This is a genomic window from Halomonas sp. SL1 (assembly GCF_003030865.2).
GTDB lineage: Bacteria > Pseudomonadota > Gammaproteobacteria > Pseudomonadales > Halomonadaceae > Halomonas > Halomonas halophila.
Window position 1 is genome coordinate 63,190 of record NZ_PYUQ02000004.1, and the last position, 19,148, is coordinate 82,337.

Sequence of the window (19,148 nt, forward strand, 5' to 3'; positions counted from 1 at the left end):
GAAGACGCTGCCGTCTTCGGCCCCGTGACGCCTAGAGCGCCTCCTCGACCCAGGCCGGGACGCTCTCCAGCGCCGCCGGCAGGGCCGCGGCATCGCTGCCGCCGGCCTGGGCCATGTCGGGTCGGCCGCCGCCCTTGCCGCCGACCTGGCCGGCCACGTGGTTGACCAGCGCACCGGCCTTGACCCTGGCGGTGAGGTCGTCGGTGACGCCGGCGATCAGGCTGACCTTGCCGGCGGCCTCGTCGGCCACGCCGAGCACCACGATGCCGGAGCCCAGCTTGTTCTTGAGCTGGTCGAGCATGCCGCGCAGCTCCTTGCCCGAGACGCCTTCCAGGCGCTTGGCCAGGACCTTGACGCCCTTGACCTCGCGGGCCTCGTCGAGCAGGTCGTTGCCGGCGGCGCTGGCCAGCTTGGCCTTGAGCCGCTCGAGCTCCTTCTCCAGGCCGCGATTGCGCTCGACCAGCGATTCGACGCGCTCCTCGACCTGCTCGGGCTTGGCCTTGAGACGCTCGCCGATGCGTGACACCCGCGCTTCCTGCTCGCGGAAGTAGGCCAGCGCGGCCTCGCCGGTGATGGCCTCGATGCGGCGCACGCCGGAGGCCACGCCGGCCTCGCTGACGATATGGAAGCAGCCGATGTCGCCGCTGCGACGCACGTGGGTGCCACCGCACAGCTCGATCGAGAAGTCGTCGGCGCCGATGGTCAGCACCCGCACGCTGTCGGCGTACTTGGCTTCGAACAGCGCCGCGGCGCCCTTCGCCTTGGCTTCGTCCAGGGTCATGTGCTCGATGCGGGTGTCGGCGTTGGCCAGCACCTGCTCGTTGACCAGTCGCTCGATCTCGGCCAGCTGCTCGGCGGTCACCGGCTCGAAGTGGCTGAAATCGAAGCGCAGGCGCTCGGGCGTCACCAGCGAGCCCTTCTGCTCGACGTGCTCGCCGAGCACGATGCGCAGCGCCTCGTGCATCAGGTGAGTCGCCGAGTGATTACGCACGCTGGCCGCGCGCAGGCTGGCATCGACCCGCGGCGTCACCCCGTCGCCCACCGCCAGCGCGCCCTCGAGCAGCACGCCGTGATGCAGATGGTGACCGCTCTGCTTCTGGGTATCGGTGACCAGGAAGCGGCCGCCGTCGAACTCGAGGTAACCGGTGTCACCCACCTGGCCGCCGGATTCGGCGTAGAAGGGCGTGCGATCCAGCACCACCATGCCGCGCTGCTCGACCTCGAGGCCGTCCAGCGGATTGCCCTCGCGGTCGACGATGGCGGTGACCGCGGCCTGGTCCTCGAGACGCTCGTAGCCGGTGAAGTCGGTCTCGCCTTCCAGATCGAGCGAGGCCTCGTAGGCCGCACCGAACTGGCTGGCCGCCCGGGCGCGTTCGCGCTGGGCCTCCAGTTCGCGCTCGAAGCCGGCCTCGTCGAGGGTCACGCCGCGCTCGCGGCAGACGTCGGCGGTCAGGTCGTAGGGGAAGCCATAGGTGTCATAGAGCTTGAACACCGTCTCGCCCGGCAGGGTGTCGCCCTCGAGACCGGCCAGCGCCTCCTCGAGCAGGCCCATGCCGTGATCCAGGGTGCGGGCGAACTGCTCCTCTTCCTTCAGCAGCACGCGCTCGATCTGGTGGCGCGCCTCGCGCAGCTCCGGGTAGGCCTCGCCCATCTCGGCGTCCAGCGCGCCCACCAGCTTGTGGAAGAAGCGACCCTGGGCACCCAGCTTGTGTCCGTGACGCACCGCGCGGCGGATGATCCGACGCAGCACATAGCCGCGCCCCTCGTTGGAGGGCAGCACGCCGTCGGTGATCAGGAAGGCGCAGGAGCGGATGTGGTCGGCGATCACGCGCAGCGAGGGCGTGGACGTGTCGTCATGACCGGTGGCCCGGGCCGCCGCCTCGAGCAGGTTCTGGAACAGGTCGATCTCGTAGTTCGAGTGCACGCCCTGCATCACCGCGGCGATGCGCTCCAGGCCCATGCCGGTGTCGATGGACGGCTTGGGCAGCGGATGCATCTCGCCGGCCGCGTCGCGATCGAACTGCATGAACACCAGGTTCCAGATCTCGATGTAGCGGTCGCCGTCCTCCTCGGGGCTGCCGGGAGGGCCGCCCCAGACCTCGGCGCCGTGATCGAAGAAGATCTCGGAGCTGGGGCCGCAGGGGCCGGCGTCGCCCATCTGCCAGAAGTTGTCCTCGTCGAGCTTGGAGAAGCGCTCCGGATCGACGCCGATCTCGTCCTTCCAGATGCGCTCGGCCTCGTCGTCGCTGACGTGCACGGTGACCCACAGCTTCTCTTTCGGCAGCCCCAGCACCTCGGTGAGGAAGGTCCAGGCGAAGCGGATGGCGTCGCGCTTGAAGTAGTCGCCGAAGCTGAAGTTGCCCAGCATCTCGAAGAAGGTGTGGTGGCGGGCGGTGTAGCCGACGTTGTCGAGGTCGTTGTGCTTGCCGCCGGCGCGCACGCAGCGCTGGGCCGAGGTGGCACGGACGTAGGGACGCGGGTCGCGGCCGAGGAAAACGTCCTTGAACGGCACCATCCCGGCGTTAGTGAACAGCAGGGTCGGGTCGTTGCTCGGCACCAGGGAGCTGGACGGCACGATGGTGTGGCCCTGCTCCTCGAAGTAACTCAGAAAGGCCTGTCTGATGTCTGCGCTTTTCATGGGGTATCCGTGGCGATAGGCGTGGTGGCCCGCAGGACGGGCACGGCAGCCATCATCGGACTGCCACCCGGGGCGTTCGCAAAGGGACCCATTATAGCGCAGTCGTCAAGCGACTAAAGGGCGGGGCGTTCAGGCGTCGTCCCAGGCATGGTTCATGGCATGCCGGAGCTGGTCGAAATCGAAGCCGCGGCCGGCCAGGAAGCGTTCGCGACGGGCACGCTCGCGGGGTTCCTGGCCGGGGCCGGAGAAACGCCGGGCCAGGGTCGTGGCGGCGAGCTCGAACCAGTCGACCTCGCCGCCGGCCTCGTCGAAGGCGCCACGAGCGGTGGCGTCATCGACGCCGCGGCGGGAGAGCTCGGCGCGGATGCGCACCGGCCCCTGGCCGCGAGCGACCCGGGAGCGCAGGAAACTCTCGGCGAAGCGCACGTCGGACTGCAGCCCCTGCTCGACCAGCGCGTCGAGGCATGCCTCGACCGCCTCGGGCGCGTGGCCCTTGGCAGCCAGGCGGTCGCGCAGCTCGGCCCGGGCATACTCGCGCCGGGCCAGCAGGCGGATGGCATCGTCGCGGGGCGTGGTATCCTCCGATCGCACAGGGCCCGCCATGGATCAGGACGACTCGCCGCCCGCGTCGGTGTCCGCCTCGGCCTCGGCGCTCTCTTCCTTGGGCTCCGGCGTGGACAGCAGCTGGGCGCGGATCTGGCTCTCGATCTCTTCCATGATCGCCGGGTTGTCCTCGAGGAACTGGGCGGCGTTGGCCTTGCCCTGGCCGATCTTGCTGCCCTGGTAGCTGTACCAGGCGCCGGCCTTGTCGACCAGGCCGCACTGCACGCCCAGGTCGACCACCTCGCCGGCGTGGTAGATGCCCTTGCCGTAGAGGATCTGGAACTCGGCCTGGCGGAACGGCGGCGAGACCTTGTTCTTGACCACCTTGACCCGGGTCTCGTTGCCGGTGACCTCGTCGCCCTGCTTGACCGAGCCGGTGCGGCGGATGTCGAGGCGCACGCTGGAGTAGAACTTGAGCGCATTGCCGCCGGTGGTGGTCTCGGGGCTGCCGAACATCACGCCGATCTTCATGCGGATCTGGTTGATGAACACCACCATGCAGTTGGCGTTCTTGATGTTGCCGGTGATCTTGCGCAGCGCCTGGGACATCAGCCGCGCCTGCAGGCCGACGTGGGAGTCGCCCATCTCGCCTTCGATCTCGGCGCGCGGGGTCAGCGCCGCCACCGAGTCGATGATGATCACGTCGACACCACCGGAGCGCACCAGCATGTCGCAGATCTCGAGGGCCTGCTCGCCGGTATCCGGCTGAGAGACCAGCAGGTCATCGAGGTTGACGCCGAGCTTCTCGGCGTAGCTCGGGTCGAGGGCGTGCTCGGCGTCGATGAAGGCGCAGGTCTTGCCCTGCTTCTGGGCCTGGGCGATCACCGACAGGGTCAGGGTGGTCTTGCCCGAGGATTCCGGGCCGAAGATCTCGACCACGCGGCCGAAGGGCAGGCCGCCGATGCCCAGGGCGATGTCCAGCCCCAGGGAACCGGTGGATACCGACGGCATCACCACGCGCGGGGTATCGCCCAGGCGCATCACGGTGCCCTTGCCGAACTGGCGCTCGATCTGGGAAAGCGCGGCGTTGAGCGCCTTGGAACGATTGTCGTCCTGAGCCATGAGGGTCTCCTAAGCGATCGCCGTGACGCACGGCGATGACGAAACATTGGCGGAATGACGGCGCGACGGCCGCCGAAAAGCACTGTATGACTGCACAGTAGTATGACGAAAAAGCGGCCGCTCGGCCACCCCGAACCGACCGCATCGGCCGAGGCCGAACTAGCCGTTTTCCAGCTCGACGATCAGCCCCTCGAGGGCGGCGTTCACGGCCTGATCGCGCACCCCGTCACGCTCGCCGGCGAAGTGGTGACGCTCGGTGCGCACCCGGCCCGGAGCGCCCCAGGCCAGCCACACCGTGCCCACCGGCTTCTCGGCGCTGCCGCCGCCGGGGCCGGCGACGCCGCTGATGGCCACGGCCAGATCGGCGCCGCTCTCGGCGCAGGCGCCGGCCACCATGGCCTCGACCACCTCGTGACTGACCGCCCCGACGCGCTCGAGCAGCGCCTCGGGCACGCCCAGCAGGCGCGTCTTGGCGGCGTTGGAATAGGTCACGTAGCCGGTCTCGAAGTAGTCCGAGCTGCCGGCGATCTCGGTGATGGCATTCGCCACCCCGCCGCCGGTGCAGGACTCGGCGGTGGCGACGCTCGCGCCGCGCTCGCGGCACAGCGCGCCAAGGCGTTCGGCGAGACGGCGCGTCTCGGGCGATACGGACATGGAATCCTCTCCCTGTTGACCCTTAGGCGCTCCCCACCGAACGCTCGGAGCTGTTCCGGCGACAGGCCTGCGCGGGGCGCTGTGAACCCATCCCTGAGCGCTACTTTTGCCCTGCTTCGCTCTCGCATCCTGCTCCGCTTGCAGGACCGGTCCCGGCCATCCCTGGCCGGCCCGTTAGGCGAATTCGCCTAACCCATGGCAAAAACCCCCGCTACGACCTGTCCCCCGGCGCTCCTCGCTGTCGGCAACGCTTCGAGCATGACCCAAACGCCCCTGACGAAGGCCATCCTTGGGCGTAGAATACTGGCTTTGTCCGCGAGATGCATGGCACCTCACGCCATCCCGATATTCGCGTTTCTCACCGTCTCCACCGCCAGCCAAGGAAGCCCATGTCACAGGCCAGCGCCAAGCCGCACACGCCCATGATGACCCAGTATCTGAAGATCAAGCGCGAGCATCCCCAGGTGCTGCTCTTCTACCGCATGGGCGACTTCTACGAACTCTTCTTCGACGACGCCAAGCGCGCCGCGGCGCTGCTGGACATCACCCTGACCCAGCGCGGCCAGTCGGCCGGCCAGCCGATTCCCATGGCCGGCGTGCCCTACCACAGCGCCGAGGGCTACCTGGCGCGCCTGGTCGCCGCCGGCGAGTCGGTGGCCATCTGCGAGCAGATGGGCGACCCGGCCGCCGCCAAGGGCCCGGTGGAGCGCAAGGTGGTGCGCATCGTCACCCCCGGCACCCTCTACGACGAGGCGCTGCTCGACGCCCGCCGCGACAACCTGGTGGTGGCGATCCATCCGACCGGCGAGCGCTGGGGGCTTGCCTGGCTGGAACTCTCCAGCGGGCGCTTCAGCGTGCTCGAGGTGGAGGGCGAGGCCGAGATGCTGGCCGAGCTGACCCGCCTCGATCCGGCGGAGCTGCTGGTGGCCGACAGCCTGAGCCTGCCGCCGTCGCTCGAGGAGCGTCGCGGCCTGCGCCGCCAGAGCGACTGGCTGTTCGACCTGGAATCGGCCACCCGCACCCTGTGCGACCAGTTCGCCGTGCAGGACCTGCGCGGCTTCGGCTGCGCCCATCTGGAGGCCGCACTCACCGCCGCCGGGGTGCTGATCGACTACGCCCGCGACACCCAGCGCTCGCAGCTGCCCCATGTCACCGCCATCGGCGTCGAGAGCCGCGACGACGCCGTGGTGATCGACGCCGCCAGCCGCCGCAACCTGGAGATCGACGTCAACCTGGGCGGCGGCAGCGACAACACTCTGGCCAGCGTGCTCGACACCACCGCCACCGCCATGGGCTCGCGGCTGCTCAAGCGCTGGCTCAACCGCCCGCTGCGCGACCGCGATCAGGTCGGCGCCCGCCAGGCCGCCGTGGCCGCCCTGCTCGACCGTGACGGTTACCTGCCGCTGGGCGAGACGCTCAAGGCGATCGGCGACGTGGAGCGCATCCTGGCCCGGGTGGCGCTGTACAGCGCCCGCCCCCGGGATCTCGCCCGGCTGCGCGACGCCCTGGCGGCGCTGCCCGAACTCGAGGCCGAGCTCGCCGAGTACGAGGACGGCACCGCGCTGGACGAGCTCAAGCGCCATATCCGCCCCTATCCCGCGCTCGCCGACACCCTGGGCCGCGCGCTGGTCGAGAACCCGCCGGTGGTGATCCGCGACGGCGGCGTGATCGCCGAGGGCTTCGACGCCGAGCTCGACGAGCATCGCGGCCTGGCCGAGCACGCCGGCGACTACCTGGTGCAGCTGGAAACCCGCGAACGCGAGCGCACCGGGCTGACCGGCCTCAAGGTCGGCTACAACCGGGTCCATGGCTACTACATCGAGATTCCCCGCGCCCAGGCCCGCGAGGCGCCGGTGGACTACATCCGCCGCCAGACACTGAAGAACGCCGAGCGCTTCATCATCCCCGAGCTCAAGGAGTTCGAGGACAAGGCGCTGTCGGCCAAGTCCCGCGCCCTGGCCCGGGAGAAGCTGCTCTACGACGGCCTGCTCGACGACCTCAACGCCGAACTGGCCCCGCTGCAGGCCACCGGCCGCTCCCTGGCCGCCCTGGACGTGCTGGCCGCGCTGGCCGAGCGCGCGCGTTCGCTGGACCTGGCTCGCCCGGCGCTGCCGGAGGCGCCGGGCCTCGACATCCGCGGCGGCCGCCACCCGGTGGTCGAGCGGGTCAGCGAGGCGCCCTTCGTGCCCAACGACATGGTGATGGACGACGCGCGGCGCATGCTGGTGATCACCGGCCCCAACATGGGCGGCAAGTCCACCTACATGCGCCAGGCGGCGCTGATCACCCTGCTCGCCCACACCGGCAGCTTCGTGCCGGCCGACAGCGCGAGCATCGGCCCGGTGGATCGCATCTTCACCCGCATCGGCTCCTCCGACGACCTGGCCGGCGGCCGCTCGACCTTCATGGTGGAGATGACCGAGACCGCCAACATCCTGCACAACGCCACCGACCACAGCCTGGTGCTGATGGACGAGATCGGCCGCGGTACCAGCACCTTCGACGGCCTGTCGCTGGCCTGGGCCAGCGCCGAACACCTGACCCGCACCCGCGCCTTCACGCTGTTCGCCACTCACTACTTCGAGATGACCGCGCTGGCCGAACAGGCCGAGAGCGTGGCCAACGTGCATCTGACGGCGGCGGAGCACCGCGACGGCATCGTCTTCATGCACCGAGTGGAGGACGGCCCGGCCAGCCAGAGTTACGGCCTGCAGGTCGCCCAGCTGGCCGGCGTGCCCCAGGGCGTGATCGCCCGGGCCCGGGAGAAGCTCGCGACGCTGGAGCAGCAGGAGGTCGACCAGGGCCAGCGCGCGCCGGTGGAACCCCGCGAAGGCGAAGAGGCGTCACCGCAGCAGGCGGATCTGTTCGCCAGCGCCCCGCATCCGATGGTGGAGAGCCTCTCGGGGCTGGCGCTGGACGAGCTGAGCCCACGCCAGGCACTGGAATGGCTGTACCGGTGGCAGGAGAGCCTGTAGGACGGAAGACCGATACAAGCGCCGGTCATCGCCGCCGCCCTCGGGCGGCGGCGATGCCATCGACTCGACGCGCCACGGCTTGCGGGCAGCATGGCGGGCCGACTAAAATGGTTCGATCAAGTTCTACTTATTATAAAAGCAGAAGTTTTTATAACTCAATTCGACATTCAAGACCGACTGGCCGCGGCGCGCCCCGGCCGAGGAAGGGAGACTGGCATGACATTCGTCGTCACCGAAAACTGCATCAAGTGCAAGTACACCGACTGTGTCGAGGTCTGCCCGGTGGACTGCTTCTATGAAGGACCCAACTTCCTGGTGATCCACCCCGACGAGTGCATCGACTGCGCGCTGTGCGAGCCCGAGTGCCCGGCCGAGGCGATCTTCTCCGAGGACGAGCTACCGGAAGGCCAGGAACAGTTCATCGAGATCAACGCCGAGCTGGCGGAGACGTGGCCGAACATCACCGAGAAGAAGGACCCGCTGCCCGACGCCGAGGAATGGGACGGCAAGCCCGGCAAGGCGGACCAGCTGGAGCGCTGAGCCCCGGGCAAGACGCTCGAGCGAAGCCCAGACACGACGACGCCGAATGTCTCTCGACATTCGGCGTCGTCGTTTCGCACTGCGATGAAGGAGAACACCCAGGCAAAAGGAAGGCGACCCGAAGGTCGCCCGCTCCCAGCCATCCTTGAGCGGTTCCTTCCGCTCGAACTCCTAGCCTTCCCTGCCCGGAAGCCGCGTCCTGCGACACCGGGCTCGGCTTGAGACTGCATCCCGTGGCGTCCTGCCGGGAGAGACTCCGCTCTCCCTTGTCCCGCTGACCATTCTGGCAGTCTTGCGCGACTTCTCAACCGGGCCTTCTCGCGCCCGACACGACGCCACCCTCACCACATTCAGAAAAAACATTTAAAAACAACGGGATAAAAAATACCGGCGCCTGGAAGGCGCCGGTATTGTCGGGCGAGATGTCACGAATGTCGCCGGGGCCGTGTAGGCGATTTCCTACACGAGGACCGCCGATCGGCGCCGCTTACTGCCCCTTGATGGCACTGCGGCCCGGGTAGTCCACGCGCTCACCCAGCTCCTGCTCGATCACCAGCAGGCGGTTGTACTTGGCGACGCGGTCGGAGCGGCACAGCGAGCCGGTCTTGATCTGGCCGGCGGCGGTGCCCACGGCCAGGTCGGCGATGGTGGTGTCCTCGGTCTCGCCGCTGCGGTGGGAGATCACCGCGGTGAAGCCGGCGTCCTGGGCCATCCTGATCGCGTCCAGGGTCTCGGACAGCGAGCCGATCTGGTTGAACTTGATCAGGATGGAGTTGCCGATCTGCTCGTCGATGCCACGCTTGAGGATGCGCGTGTTGGTGACGAAGAGATCGTCGCCGACCAGCTGCACCTTGTCGCCAACCTTGTCGGTCAGCGCCTTCCAGCCGTCCCAGTCGGACTCGTCCATGCCGTCCTCGATGGAGACGATCGGATACTGGTCGCAGAGCTCGGCCAGGTAGTCGGCGAAGCCGGCGGCGTCGTACTGCTTCCCCTCGCCGGCGAGATCGTAGACGCCATCCTTGTAGAACTCGGAGGAGGCGCAATCGAGGGCCAGGGTGATGTCGCGGCCGAGCTCGTAACCGGCGTCGGACACCGCCTGCTTGATCACCGCCAGGGCCTCGGCGTTGGACGCCAGGTTCGGCGCGAAGCCGCCCTCGTCGCCCACCGAGGTGGACAAGCCACGACCGGCGAGCACCTTCTTCAGGGCGTGGAAGATTTCGGCGCCCATGCGCAGGCCTTCGCGGAAGCTCGGCGCGCCCACCGGCTGGATCATGAACTCCTGGATGTCGACGTTGTTGTCGGCATGCTCGCCGCCGTTGAGGATGTTCATCATCGGCACCGGCATGCGGAACCGGCTCGGCTGGCCGTAGAGCTCGGCGATGTGGGCATAGAGCGGCGCGCCCTTGGCGTTGGCGGCAGCCTTGGCGGCGGCCAGCGACACGGCGAGGATGGCGTTGGCGCCCAGGGTGGCCTTGTTGTCGGTGCCGTCGAGCTCGAGCATGGCCTCGTCCAGGGCACGCTGGTCACGCGCGTCCATGCCGACCAGACGCTCACGGATGACGCCGTTGGCGGCCTCCACGGCCTTCAACACGCCCTTGCCCAGGTAACGGGCCTTGTCGCCATCGCGCAGCTCAAGGGCCTCGCGGGAGCCGGTGGAGGCTCCGCTGGGGGCACAGGCCGTGCCCACGGCACCGCTCTCCAGACGCACCTCGGCCTGAACGGTGGGGTTGCCGCGGGAATCGAGCACCTCGAGGGCGCGAACGTCGACGATCTTGGTCATGTTGTCTCGTCCTTAGTGAGTCAGCGTTGGGGAAATCAGGAAATCTCGAGCGGCGCGAAGCCCTTGACCAACTCGTCGAGCGCCTTGAGCTGGGCCAGGAAGGGCTCGAGACGATCGAGCGGCAGAGCGCAGGGGCCGTCGCACTTGGCGTTGTCCGGGTCCGGGTGGGACTCCAGGAACACCCCGGCGAGCCCGACGGCCACGCCGGCGCGAGCCAGCTCGGCGACCTGGGCACGGCGCCCGTCGGCGCTGTCCGAGCGACCGCCGGGCCGCTGCAAGGCGTGGGTGACGTCGAACAGCAGCGGGTAGCCGGTCTCTTTCATCTCACCGAAGCCCAGCATATCGACCACCAGGTTGTTGTAGCCGAAACTGGTGCCGCGCTCGCACAGGATCAGCCGGTCGTTGCCGGCCTCCTCGCACTTGCGCAGGATATGGCGCATCTCGTGAGGCGCCAGGAACTGGGGCTTCTTGATGTTGATGGCCGCCTCGGTCTCGGCCATCGCCACGACGAGGTCGGTCTGGCGGGCGAGGAAGGCCGGCAGCTGGATGACATCCGCCACTTCGGCGGCGGGTGCCGCCTGCCAGGGTTCGTGCACGTCGGTGATGATCGGCACGCCGAAGCGTTCCTTCACCTCGGCGAGGATCGCCAGACCCCGGTCGAGACCGGGGCCGCGGAACGAGTGGATGGAGCTGCGGTTGGCCTTGTCGAAGCTGGCCTTGAACACGTACGGCATGCCGAGCCGGCCGGTGACCTCGACGTAGGCCTCGGCCACCTCGAGGGCCAGCTCGCGGGATTCCAGCACGTTCATGCCGCCGAACAGCGTCAGCGGCTGGTCATTGCCGACCCGGAGGCCGGCAATGTCGATCGGGCGTTCCGGGACGGGCATGACGCTCACTCCTGTGGGGTGCTCTGGGCGCGGGTGCGCGCCGCCTTGTGCTCCAGCGCCGCGTTCACGAAACCGGTGAACAGCGGGTGACCGTCACGCGGCGTGGAGGTGAACTCCGGGTGGAACTGGCAGGCCACGAACCAGGGATGATCGGGCAGCTCGACCATCTCCACCAGGGAGTTGTCGACGCTGCGGCCGGAGACCACCAGGCCGGCCTGTTCGAGGTCGGCGACGAACTGGTCGTTGACCTCGTAGCGGTGACGGTGGCGCTCGACGATCTCCTCGTTGCCGTAGGCCTCGCGAGCCCTGGAGCCGGTCGCCAGGTGGCAGACCTGGCCGCCCAGACGCATGGTGCCGCCCAGGTCGGAGGCCTCGTCGCGCAGCTCGATCTTGCCTTCCGGGCTCAGCCACTCGGTGATCAGGCCCACCACCGGGTGCTGGGTATCGTGGGTGAACTCGGTGGAATTGGCGTCGTCCCAGCCGGCCACGTGACGGGCGAATTCGATCACCGCCACCTGCATGCCGAGGCAGATGCCGAGATACGGGATGCCGTTCTCGCGGGCGAAGCGGGCGGTGGCGATCTTGCCTTCCACGCCGCGCTCGCCGAAGCCACCGGGCACCAGGATGGCGTCCTTGCCGGCCAGGCGTTCCGGACCGTGACGCTCGATGTCCTCGGAATCGATGTAGTCGATGTTGACCTTGACCCGGGTCTGGATGCCGGCATGGACCAGCGCCTCGTTGAGCGACTTGTAGGCGTCGAGCAGCTCCATGTACTTGCCGACCATGGCGATGTTGATCGACTTGAGCGGATTGAGCTTGGCGTCGAGCACGCGGATCCACTCGGACAGGTCGGCCTCGCTGGCCTCCAGGCGCAGCTTGTCGCAGACGAACTCGTCGAGGCCATGCTCGTGCAGCATCAGCGGAATGCGATAGATGGTATCGGCGTCCTGCAGCGGAATGACCGCCCGCTCCTCGACGTTGGTGAACAGCGCGATCTTGCGGCGCTCGGTCTCCTCGAGCTCGACCTCGCTGCGGCAGATCAGGATATCCGGCTGGATACCGATCGAGCGCAGCTCCTTGACGCTGTGCTGGGTCGGCTTGGTCTTGGTCTCGCCGGCGGTCTGGATGTAGGGCACCAGGGTCAGGTGCATGAAGATCGCCCGGCTCGCGCCCAGCTCGCTGCGAATCTGACGGATCGATTCGAGGAAGGGCAGCGACTCGATGTCGCCCACGGTGCCGCCGATCTCGACCAGCGCGACGTCGGCGCCCTTGCCGCCTTCATAGACGCGATGCTTGATCTCGTCGGTGATGTGCGGAATCACCTGCACGGTGCCGCCCAGGTAGTCGCCGCGGCGCTCCTTGCGCAGCACGTGCTCGTAGACGCGCCCGGTGGTGAAGTTGTTGGCCTGGCTCATCTTCGTGCGGATGAAGCGCTCGTAGTGACCGAGGTCCAGGTCGGTTTCCGCCCCATCCTCGGTGACGAACACCTCGCCATGCTGGAAGGGACTCATGGTGCCCGGATCCACATTGATGTAGGGATCGAGCTTGAGCATGGTGACCTTGAGGCCCCGTGCCTCGAGAATCGCCGCCAGCGAAGCCGACGCGATGCCCTTGCCGAGAGAGGACACAACGCCGCCGGTCACGAAGATATATCGTGTCATGGAGAACCTGTCGAAACGTGATCGGTAGGCCCGGCAGGAAGCCGCGCCAGGATGGGACGACAGAATAGCAGAGTGCGGTCCCCGGCTCAATTTGGGCTGCAAGCTGCAAGCTGCAAGCTGCAAGCTGCAAGCTGCAAGTCAGCAGCGTGTGATCGCCCAGAGCCAAAGAAAACCCCGAAGGCCTGACCTTCGGGGTTTCTTGTAGCTCGGCGCTTGTAGCTCGGCGCCTAGACGTCCAGGTAGTCGAGGATGCCCTCGCCGGCCTGGCGGCCCTCGTACACGGCGGTGACCACCAGGTCGGAGCCACGCACCATGTCACCACCGGCGAAGATCTTCTCGTTGGTGGTCTGGAAGGCGTAGGCGCCCTGCTCCGGCGCCTTGACCCGGCCCTTCTCGTCGACCTGGATACCCACGGTCTCGAACCAGGGCGCCGGGCTCGGCTGGAAGCCGAAGGCGATGACCACGGCGTCGGCGGGCACCACTTCCTCGGAGCCCGGCACCACCTCGGGACGCTGGCGACCGTTCTCGTCGGGCTCACCGAGGCGAGTGCGCACGACCTTCACGCCCTCGACCCTGTCCTCGCCGACCACCGCCACCGGCTGGCGATTGAACAGGAACTCCACGCCCTCCTCGCGGGCGTTGGCCACCTCCTTGCGCGAGCCGGGCATGTTGTCCTCGTCGCGGCGGTAGGCGCAGGTCACGGCCTCGGCCCCCTGGCGAATGGCGGTGCGGTTGCAGTCCATGGCGGTGTCGCCGCCGCCGAGGACCACGACCTTCTGGCCTTCCAGCGAGACGTAGTCCGCCGGATCCTTCTCGAAGCCCAGGCAGTGGTTCACGTTGGCGATCAGGTAGTCGAGCGCCTTGTGCACGCCCGGCAGGTCCTCGCCCGGGAAGCCGCCTTCCATGTACTTGTAGGTGCCCATGCCGAGGAACACCGCGTCGTACTCCTCGAGCAGCCTGTCGAACGGCATGTCGGTGCCGATCTCGACCCCCAGGCAGAACTCGACGCCCATCTCCTCGAAGACGGCGCGACGACGCTCCATCACGGTCTTCTCGAGCTTGAACTCGGGAATGCCGAAGGTCAGCAGGCCGCCGATCTCGGGATTCTTGTCGAACACCACCGGCTTGACGCCGTTGCGCACCAGGATGTCGGCACAGCCGAGGCCCGCCGGGCCGGCGCCGATGATCGCCACCTTCTTGTCGGTCCAGGTCACCCGGGACATGTCCGGGCGCCAGCCCATGGCGAAGGCGGTGTCGGTGATGTACTTCTCCACCGACCCGATGGTCACCGCACCGAAGCCGTCGTTGAGGGTGCAGTCGCCCTCGCACAGGCGATCCTGCGGGCATACCCGGCCGCACACCTCGGGCAGCGAGTTGGTGCGGTGGGAGAGCTCGGCGGCCTCCAGGATGTTGCCCTCGCTGACCAGCTTCAGCCAGTTGGGAATGTAGTTGTGAACCGGGCACTTCCATTCGCAGTAAGGGTTGCCGCAGGACAGACAGCGGTGTGCCTGGCTCGCGGCATCCTGCGGCTGGAACGGCTCGTAGATCTCGGCGAACTGCTTCGCCCGCGTCGACGCCGCCTTCTTCTCGGGGTCCTGGCGACCCACGTCGATGAACTGGAAGTCGTTGTTCAAACGGTTGGCCATGTTACTCGCTCCTCTCTCCAGGCTTACTCGGGACGCCGACGGGATTCATCCAGCAGGCTGGCGAGGCTCGCCGCCTTGGGCTTCACCAGCCAGAAATGACGGATGAAGTCGCTGAAGTCCTCGAGGATGTCGCGACCGCGCTGGGAGCCGGTCTGCGCAACGTATTCCTCGATGATTTCCCTCAGGTGTCGCCGATGGGCCTCCATGGCCTCGGTGTTGACGCGGTGGATCTCCACCAGTTCATGGTTGTACTTGTCGACGAAGCTGCGGTCCTCGTCCAGCACGTAGGCGAAGCCGCCGGTCATGCCGGCACCGAAGTTGACGCCGACCTCGCCGAGCACGGTGATCAGGCCACCGGTCATGTACTCGCAGCAGTGGTCGCCGGCCCCCTCGATCACCGCCTGGGCGCCGGAGTTGCGCACCCCGAAACGCTCGCCGGCGGTACCCGCGGCGTACAGCGTGCCGCCGGTGGCGCCGTAGAGGCAGGTGTTGCCGATGATCGCCGTCTTGTGGCTCTCGAAGCCGCTGCCGCGGGGCGGCACGATGGTCACCTGACCGCCGTTCATGCCCTTGCCGACGTAGTCGTTGGCGTCGCCCTCGAGGTAGAGGTTGAGGCCACGGGCGTTCCACACGCCGAAGCTCTGACCGGCCACGCCGGTGAAGCGCGCGGTCAGCGGCGCGTCCTCGAGCCCCGCTTCGCCGTAACGCTTGGCGATGGCGCCGGAGACCAGCGCACCGACGGAGCGGTCGCAGTTGGTGATCGTGAAGTCGAACTCACCGCCGGACCTGGCCTCGATGGCGGCCTTGAGCGCCTCGAGCATCTCCTGGTTCTTGGCCCCCGGGTCGTGGGGCTCGTTGCGGCTGACCTCGCAGAACTGCGGCGCCTCGGCGGGCACGAAGTCGTTGGTCATCAGCGGCGACAGGTCCAGGCGGCGCTGTGAATCCGTCACGCCCTCGATCGCTTCGAGCAGGTCGGTGCGGCCGATCAGGTCGGTGAGCTGACGCACGCCCAGCAGGGCCATCAGCTCGCGCACTTCCTCGGCGATGAAGCGGAAGTAGTGCTTGACCATGTCGACGGTGCCACGGAAGTGCTCGTCGCGCAGGGCCTGATGCTGGGTGGCGACGCCGGTCGCGCAGTTGTTGAGGTGGCAGATGCGCAGGTACTTGCAGCCCAGGGCGACCATCGGTGCGGTGCCGAAGCCGAAGCTCTCGGCGCCGAGGATCGCCGCCTTGATCACGTCGAGGCCGGTCTTCAGGCCGCCGTCGGTCTGCAGGCGGATCTTGTCGCGCAGGCCGTTGATGCGCAGCGCCTGGTGGACCTCGGGCAGGCCGAGCTCCCAGGGGCTGCCGGCGTGCTTGATCGAGGTCAGCGGGCTGGCCGCGGTGCCGCCGTCATAGCCGGACACGGTGATCAGGTCGGCATAGGCCTTGGCCACGCCGGTGGCGATGGTGCCGATGCCGGGCTCGGAGACCAGCTTCACCGACACCTGGGCGCTGGGATTGACCTGCTTGAGGTCGAAGATCAGCTGCGCCAGGTCCTCGATGGAGTAGATGTCGTGGTGCGGCGGCGGCGAGATCAGGGTCACGCCGGGCACCGCGTAGCGCAGCCGGGCGATCAGGCCGTTGACCTTGCCGCCGGGCAGCTGGCCGCCCTCGCCGGGCTTGGCGCCCTGGGCCACCTTGATCTGCAGCACCTCGGCGTTGGCCAGATAGGCCGGGGTGACGCCGAAGCGGCCGGAGGCGATCTGCTTGATCTTGGAGCTGCGGACGGTGCCGTAGCGCGCCGGATCCTCGCCGCCCTCGCCGGAGTTGGAGCGACCGCCGGCCTCGTTCATGGCCTGGGCCAGGGCCTCGTGGGCCTCCGGCGACAGCGCGCCCAGCGACATGCCGGCGCTGTCGAAGCGCGGCAGCAGGTCCTCGACCGGCTCGATCTCGTCCAGCGGCAGCGCCGTCTCGGCCGGCTTGAGGCGCAGCAGGTCGCGGATGGTGGCCGGCTCACGGTCGTTGACCAGGCCCGCGAACGTCTTCCACTTGGCGTAATCGCCCTCCTGCACCGCTTCCTGCAGGGCCTTGACCACGTCCGGATTGTAGGCGTGGTACTCGTGGCCGTGGACGTACTTCATCAGGCCGCCGTGGGAGATGCTCTTGCGCGGCGACCAGGCGTCCTTGGCCAGCAGCTCCTGCTGCAGCTGCAGCTCGGCGAAGCCGGTGCCCTCGATGCGCGAGGCCATGCCGGTGAAGCACAGGCCCATGACCTCGGAGGCCAGGCCCACCGCCTCGAACAGCTGGGAGCCACGATAGGAGGCCAGGGTCGAGATGCCCATCTTGGACAGGATCTTGAACAGGCCCTTCTGCAGCCCCTTGCGATAGTTCTCGCGGGCGTCGGCCGGGTTGCCGACCAGCTCGCCGGTGCGATGCATGTCGGCCATGACCTGGTAGGCCAGCCACGGATAGACCGCGGTGGCGCCCACGCCGAACAGCACCGCCATCTGGTGGGCGTCGCGGGCGTAGCCGGTCTCGACGATCAGGTTGACCCGCGGGCGCAGCGCCAGCCGGCCGAGATGATGGTGCACGGCACCGACCGCCAGGGCGGCATGAATCGGCAGCTGACCCTTCGCCACCTCGGCGTCGGACAGCACCAGCAGCACCTTGCCATCGCGGGCGGCCTGGGCGGCCTCGTCGCACAGCGCCTGCAGTGCGGCCTTGAGCCCGGTGGTCTCGGGGTCGTAGGCCAGCGACAGGGTATGGCTGTTGAAGGCCGGATCCTCGTGGGTCACCAGGGCGGTGAACTTGCGCGGCGACAGCACCGGCGTGGTCAGCACCAGGCGATGGGCATGATCGGGCGTCGCCGCGAAGACGTTGCGCTCGGCGCCGATGCAGCTCTCCAGCGACATCACGATCGACTCGCGCAGCGGATCGATGGCCGGGTTGGTGACCTGGGCGAACTTCTGGCGGAAGTAGTCGGTCAGCAGCCGCTTCTTGCCGGACAGCACCGCCATGGGCGTGTCGTCGCCCATGGAGCCCACCGCTTCCTGACCGCTCTCGGCCAGCGGGCGCAGCACCTGGTCACGCTCCTCGAAGCTGACCTGGAACATCTTCTGACGCACCGCCAGGGTCTCGGCATCCATGTTCTGGAAGCGGGCCAGCTCGGTGAGCGCGGACTCGAGGTAGTTGGCTTCCTGCTTCAGCCAGCGCTTGTAGGGATAGGCGGACTTGAGACGCGAGTCGATGTCCTGGGTGTGCAGGACCTCGCCGGTCTGGGTGTCCACGGCCAGGATCTGGCCGGGGCCGACGCGACCCTTGGCCACCACGTCCTCGGGCTTGTAGTCGTAGGTGCCGATCTCGGAGGCCAGGGTGATGTAGCCGTTCTTGGTGATCACCCAGCGCGCCGGGCGCAGGCCGTTGCGGTCGAGCATGCAGACCGCCTGGCGGCCGTCGGTCATGACCACGCCGGCCGGACCGTCCCACGGCTCCATGTGCATGGAGTTGTATTCGTAGAAGGCACGCAGGTCGCCGTCCATGATCTCGACGTTCTGCCAGGCCGGCGGCACCATCATGCGCACCGCGCGATGCAGCTCCATGCCGCCGGTCAGCAGCACTTCCAGCATGTTGTCCATGCTCGAGGAGTCGGAGCCGGTGGTGTTGACGATCTCGTCGAGCTCGGCGATGTCGGGCAGGCGCTCGCTGACGAAGTTCTCCTTGCGGGAGTTCGCCCAGCCGCGGTTGGCCTCGATGGTGTTGATCTCGCCATTGTGAGCCATCAGGCGGAACGGCTGGGCCAGCGGCCAGCGCGGCGCGGTGTTGGTGGAGAAGCGCTGGTGGAAGACGCAGATGGCGGTCTCCAGGCGCTCGTCACCCAGGTCGCGATAGAAGGCCGGCAGGTCGACCGGCATCACCAGACCCTTGTAGGAAACGACTTCGGAGGACAGCGAGCTGACGTAGAAGTTCTCGTCGTCGCGCAGCGCCTGCTCGGCACGACGACGGGCCATGAAGAGCTCGACGTCGAAGGTGTCCGCGGCGGTCTCGCCGGGCTCGACGAACAGCTGGCGGATGCGCGGCAGGCAGTCCAGCGCCATGGGACCGCAGACGCTCGGGTCGACCGGCACGTCGCGCCAGCCCTGCACGATCAGGCCACGGGCCTCGAGTTCACGTTCGAGAGTCTCGCGGGCAGCGGCCTCGCGGGCGTCGTCGTCGGGCAGGAAGATCGCGCCCACCGCGAAGCGGCTACCCAGCTCCACGCCCAGGGCCTCTCGGGCCACCTCGCGCATGAAGGCCTCGGGCATCTTCAGCAGCAGGCCGCAGCCGTCGCCGGTCTTGCCGTCGGCGGCGATGCCGCCGCGGTGGGTCATGCAGGTCAGCGATTCGATGGCGGTCTGCAGCAGATCGTGGCTGGCCTGGCCCTCCATGTGGGCGATCAGACCGAACCCGCAGTTGTCACGAAACTCGCCGGGTTGATGAAGACCTCTGTTCATGGGCGTGCCTCAGGTTGAAAAGGTGTACTTCGCAGTTTCTTATGATATATTTAAAGGTTTTTCTTTTTATTTGGCGCCTCTATTGCGGCATCAAAACTGCGCGGCAAAAGGCTCCACAGAATAGCCACGCCCCCTCGCTCGCGCAATGCCGCCACGCCGCCGCCACGCCAAAAACCTTCGACAAATCCGCAACTTGTCTAAGCGAACAATAAAAAAATCACGCTAACTCA

The 19,148-nt window shown here is 67.8% G+C and carries 11 protein-coding genes; 2 read left to right on the forward strand and 9 right to left on the reverse strand.

What is annotated here, in order from left to right:
- Window positions 1–31: 31 nt before the first annotated feature.
- From alaS to C9J49_RS01275, 4 genes are all read right to left on the reverse strand, one after another.
- Entirely contained in the window at window positions 32–2,638 is a 2,607-nt protein-coding gene (gene alaS / locus C9J49_RS01260; RefSeq protein ID WP_107181184.1) for an alanine--tRNA ligase, read from the reverse strand.
- 129 nt (window positions 2,639–2,767) lie between these two features.
- A complete protein-coding gene (locus C9J49_RS01265; protein WP_107181185.1) occupies window positions 2,768–3,241 on the reverse strand; it encodes a regulatory protein RecX in 474 nt (157 codons plus the stop codon).
- A 3-nt stretch (window positions 3,242–3,244) separates the two neighbouring features.
- On the reverse strand, window positions 3,245–4,303 hold the full coding sequence (gene recA, locus C9J49_RS01270) for a recombinase RecA (protein ID WP_035592609.1): 1,059 nt from the start codon (window positions 4,301–4,303) through the stop codon (window positions 3,245–3,247).
- A 159-nt stretch (window positions 4,304–4,462) separates the two neighbouring features.
- The gene (locus tag C9J49_RS01275) at window positions 4,463–4,957 is read right to left on the reverse strand and encodes a CinA family protein (protein ID WP_107181186.1); all 495 of its coding nucleotides are present in this window, start codon (window positions 4,955–4,957) and stop codon (window positions 4,463–4,465) included.
- Between the two features lie 389 nt (window positions 4,958–5,346).
- Between C9J49_RS01275 and mutS the strand changes: the two genes are divergently transcribed.
- Both mutS and fdxA read left to right on the forward strand, forming a co-directional pair.
- The gene (gene mutS, locus C9J49_RS01280) at window positions 5,347–7,932 is read left to right on the forward strand and encodes a DNA mismatch repair protein MutS (RefSeq protein WP_107181187.1); all 2,586 of its coding nucleotides are present in this window, start codon (window positions 5,347–5,349) and stop codon (window positions 7,930–7,932) included.
- Between the two features lie 216 nt (window positions 7,933–8,148).
- On the forward strand, window positions 8,149–8,472 hold the full coding sequence (gene fdxA / locus C9J49_RS01285; RefSeq protein WP_035592614.1) for a ferredoxin FdxA: 324 nt from the start codon (window positions 8,149–8,151) through the stop codon (window positions 8,470–8,472).
- A gap of 487 nt (window positions 8,473–8,959) precedes the next feature.
- Here fdxA and eno read toward each other — a convergent pair whose 3' ends face one another.
- The 5 genes from eno to gltB form a co-directional block, all read right to left on the reverse strand.
- Window positions 8,960–10,252: a phosphopyruvate hydratase gene (gene eno / locus C9J49_RS01290; RefSeq protein WP_035592616.1), complete on the reverse strand. Its 1,293-nt coding sequence runs from the start codon at window positions 10,250–10,252 to the stop codon at window positions 8,960–8,962.
- Window positions 10,253–10,287: 35 nt separating this feature from the next.
- Window positions 10,288–11,139, reverse strand: coding sequence for a 3-deoxy-8-phosphooctulonate synthase (kdsA, locus tag C9J49_RS01295; protein WP_046078331.1), 852 nt, complete (start codon window positions 11,137–11,139; stop codon window positions 10,288–10,290).
- A gap of 5 nt (window positions 11,140–11,144) precedes the next feature.
- On the reverse strand, window positions 11,145–12,800 hold the full coding sequence (locus C9J49_RS01300) for a CTP synthase (protein WP_111382291.1): 1,656 nt from the start codon (window positions 12,798–12,800) through the stop codon (window positions 11,145–11,147).
- Window positions 12,801–13,027: 227 nt separating this feature from the next.
- On the reverse strand, window positions 13,028–14,446 hold the full coding sequence (locus tag C9J49_RS01305; protein WP_035592624.1) for an FAD-dependent oxidoreductase: 1,419 nt from the start codon (window positions 14,444–14,446) through the stop codon (window positions 13,028–13,030).
- Window positions 14,447–14,469: 23 nt separating this feature from the next.
- Complete coding sequence (gene gltB / locus C9J49_RS01310; RefSeq protein WP_107180783.1) at window positions 14,470–18,918, reverse strand: glutamate synthase large subunit; 4,449 nt, start codon at window positions 18,916–18,918, stop codon at window positions 14,470–14,472.
- Between the last annotated feature and the right edge of the window lie 230 nt (window positions 18,919–19,148).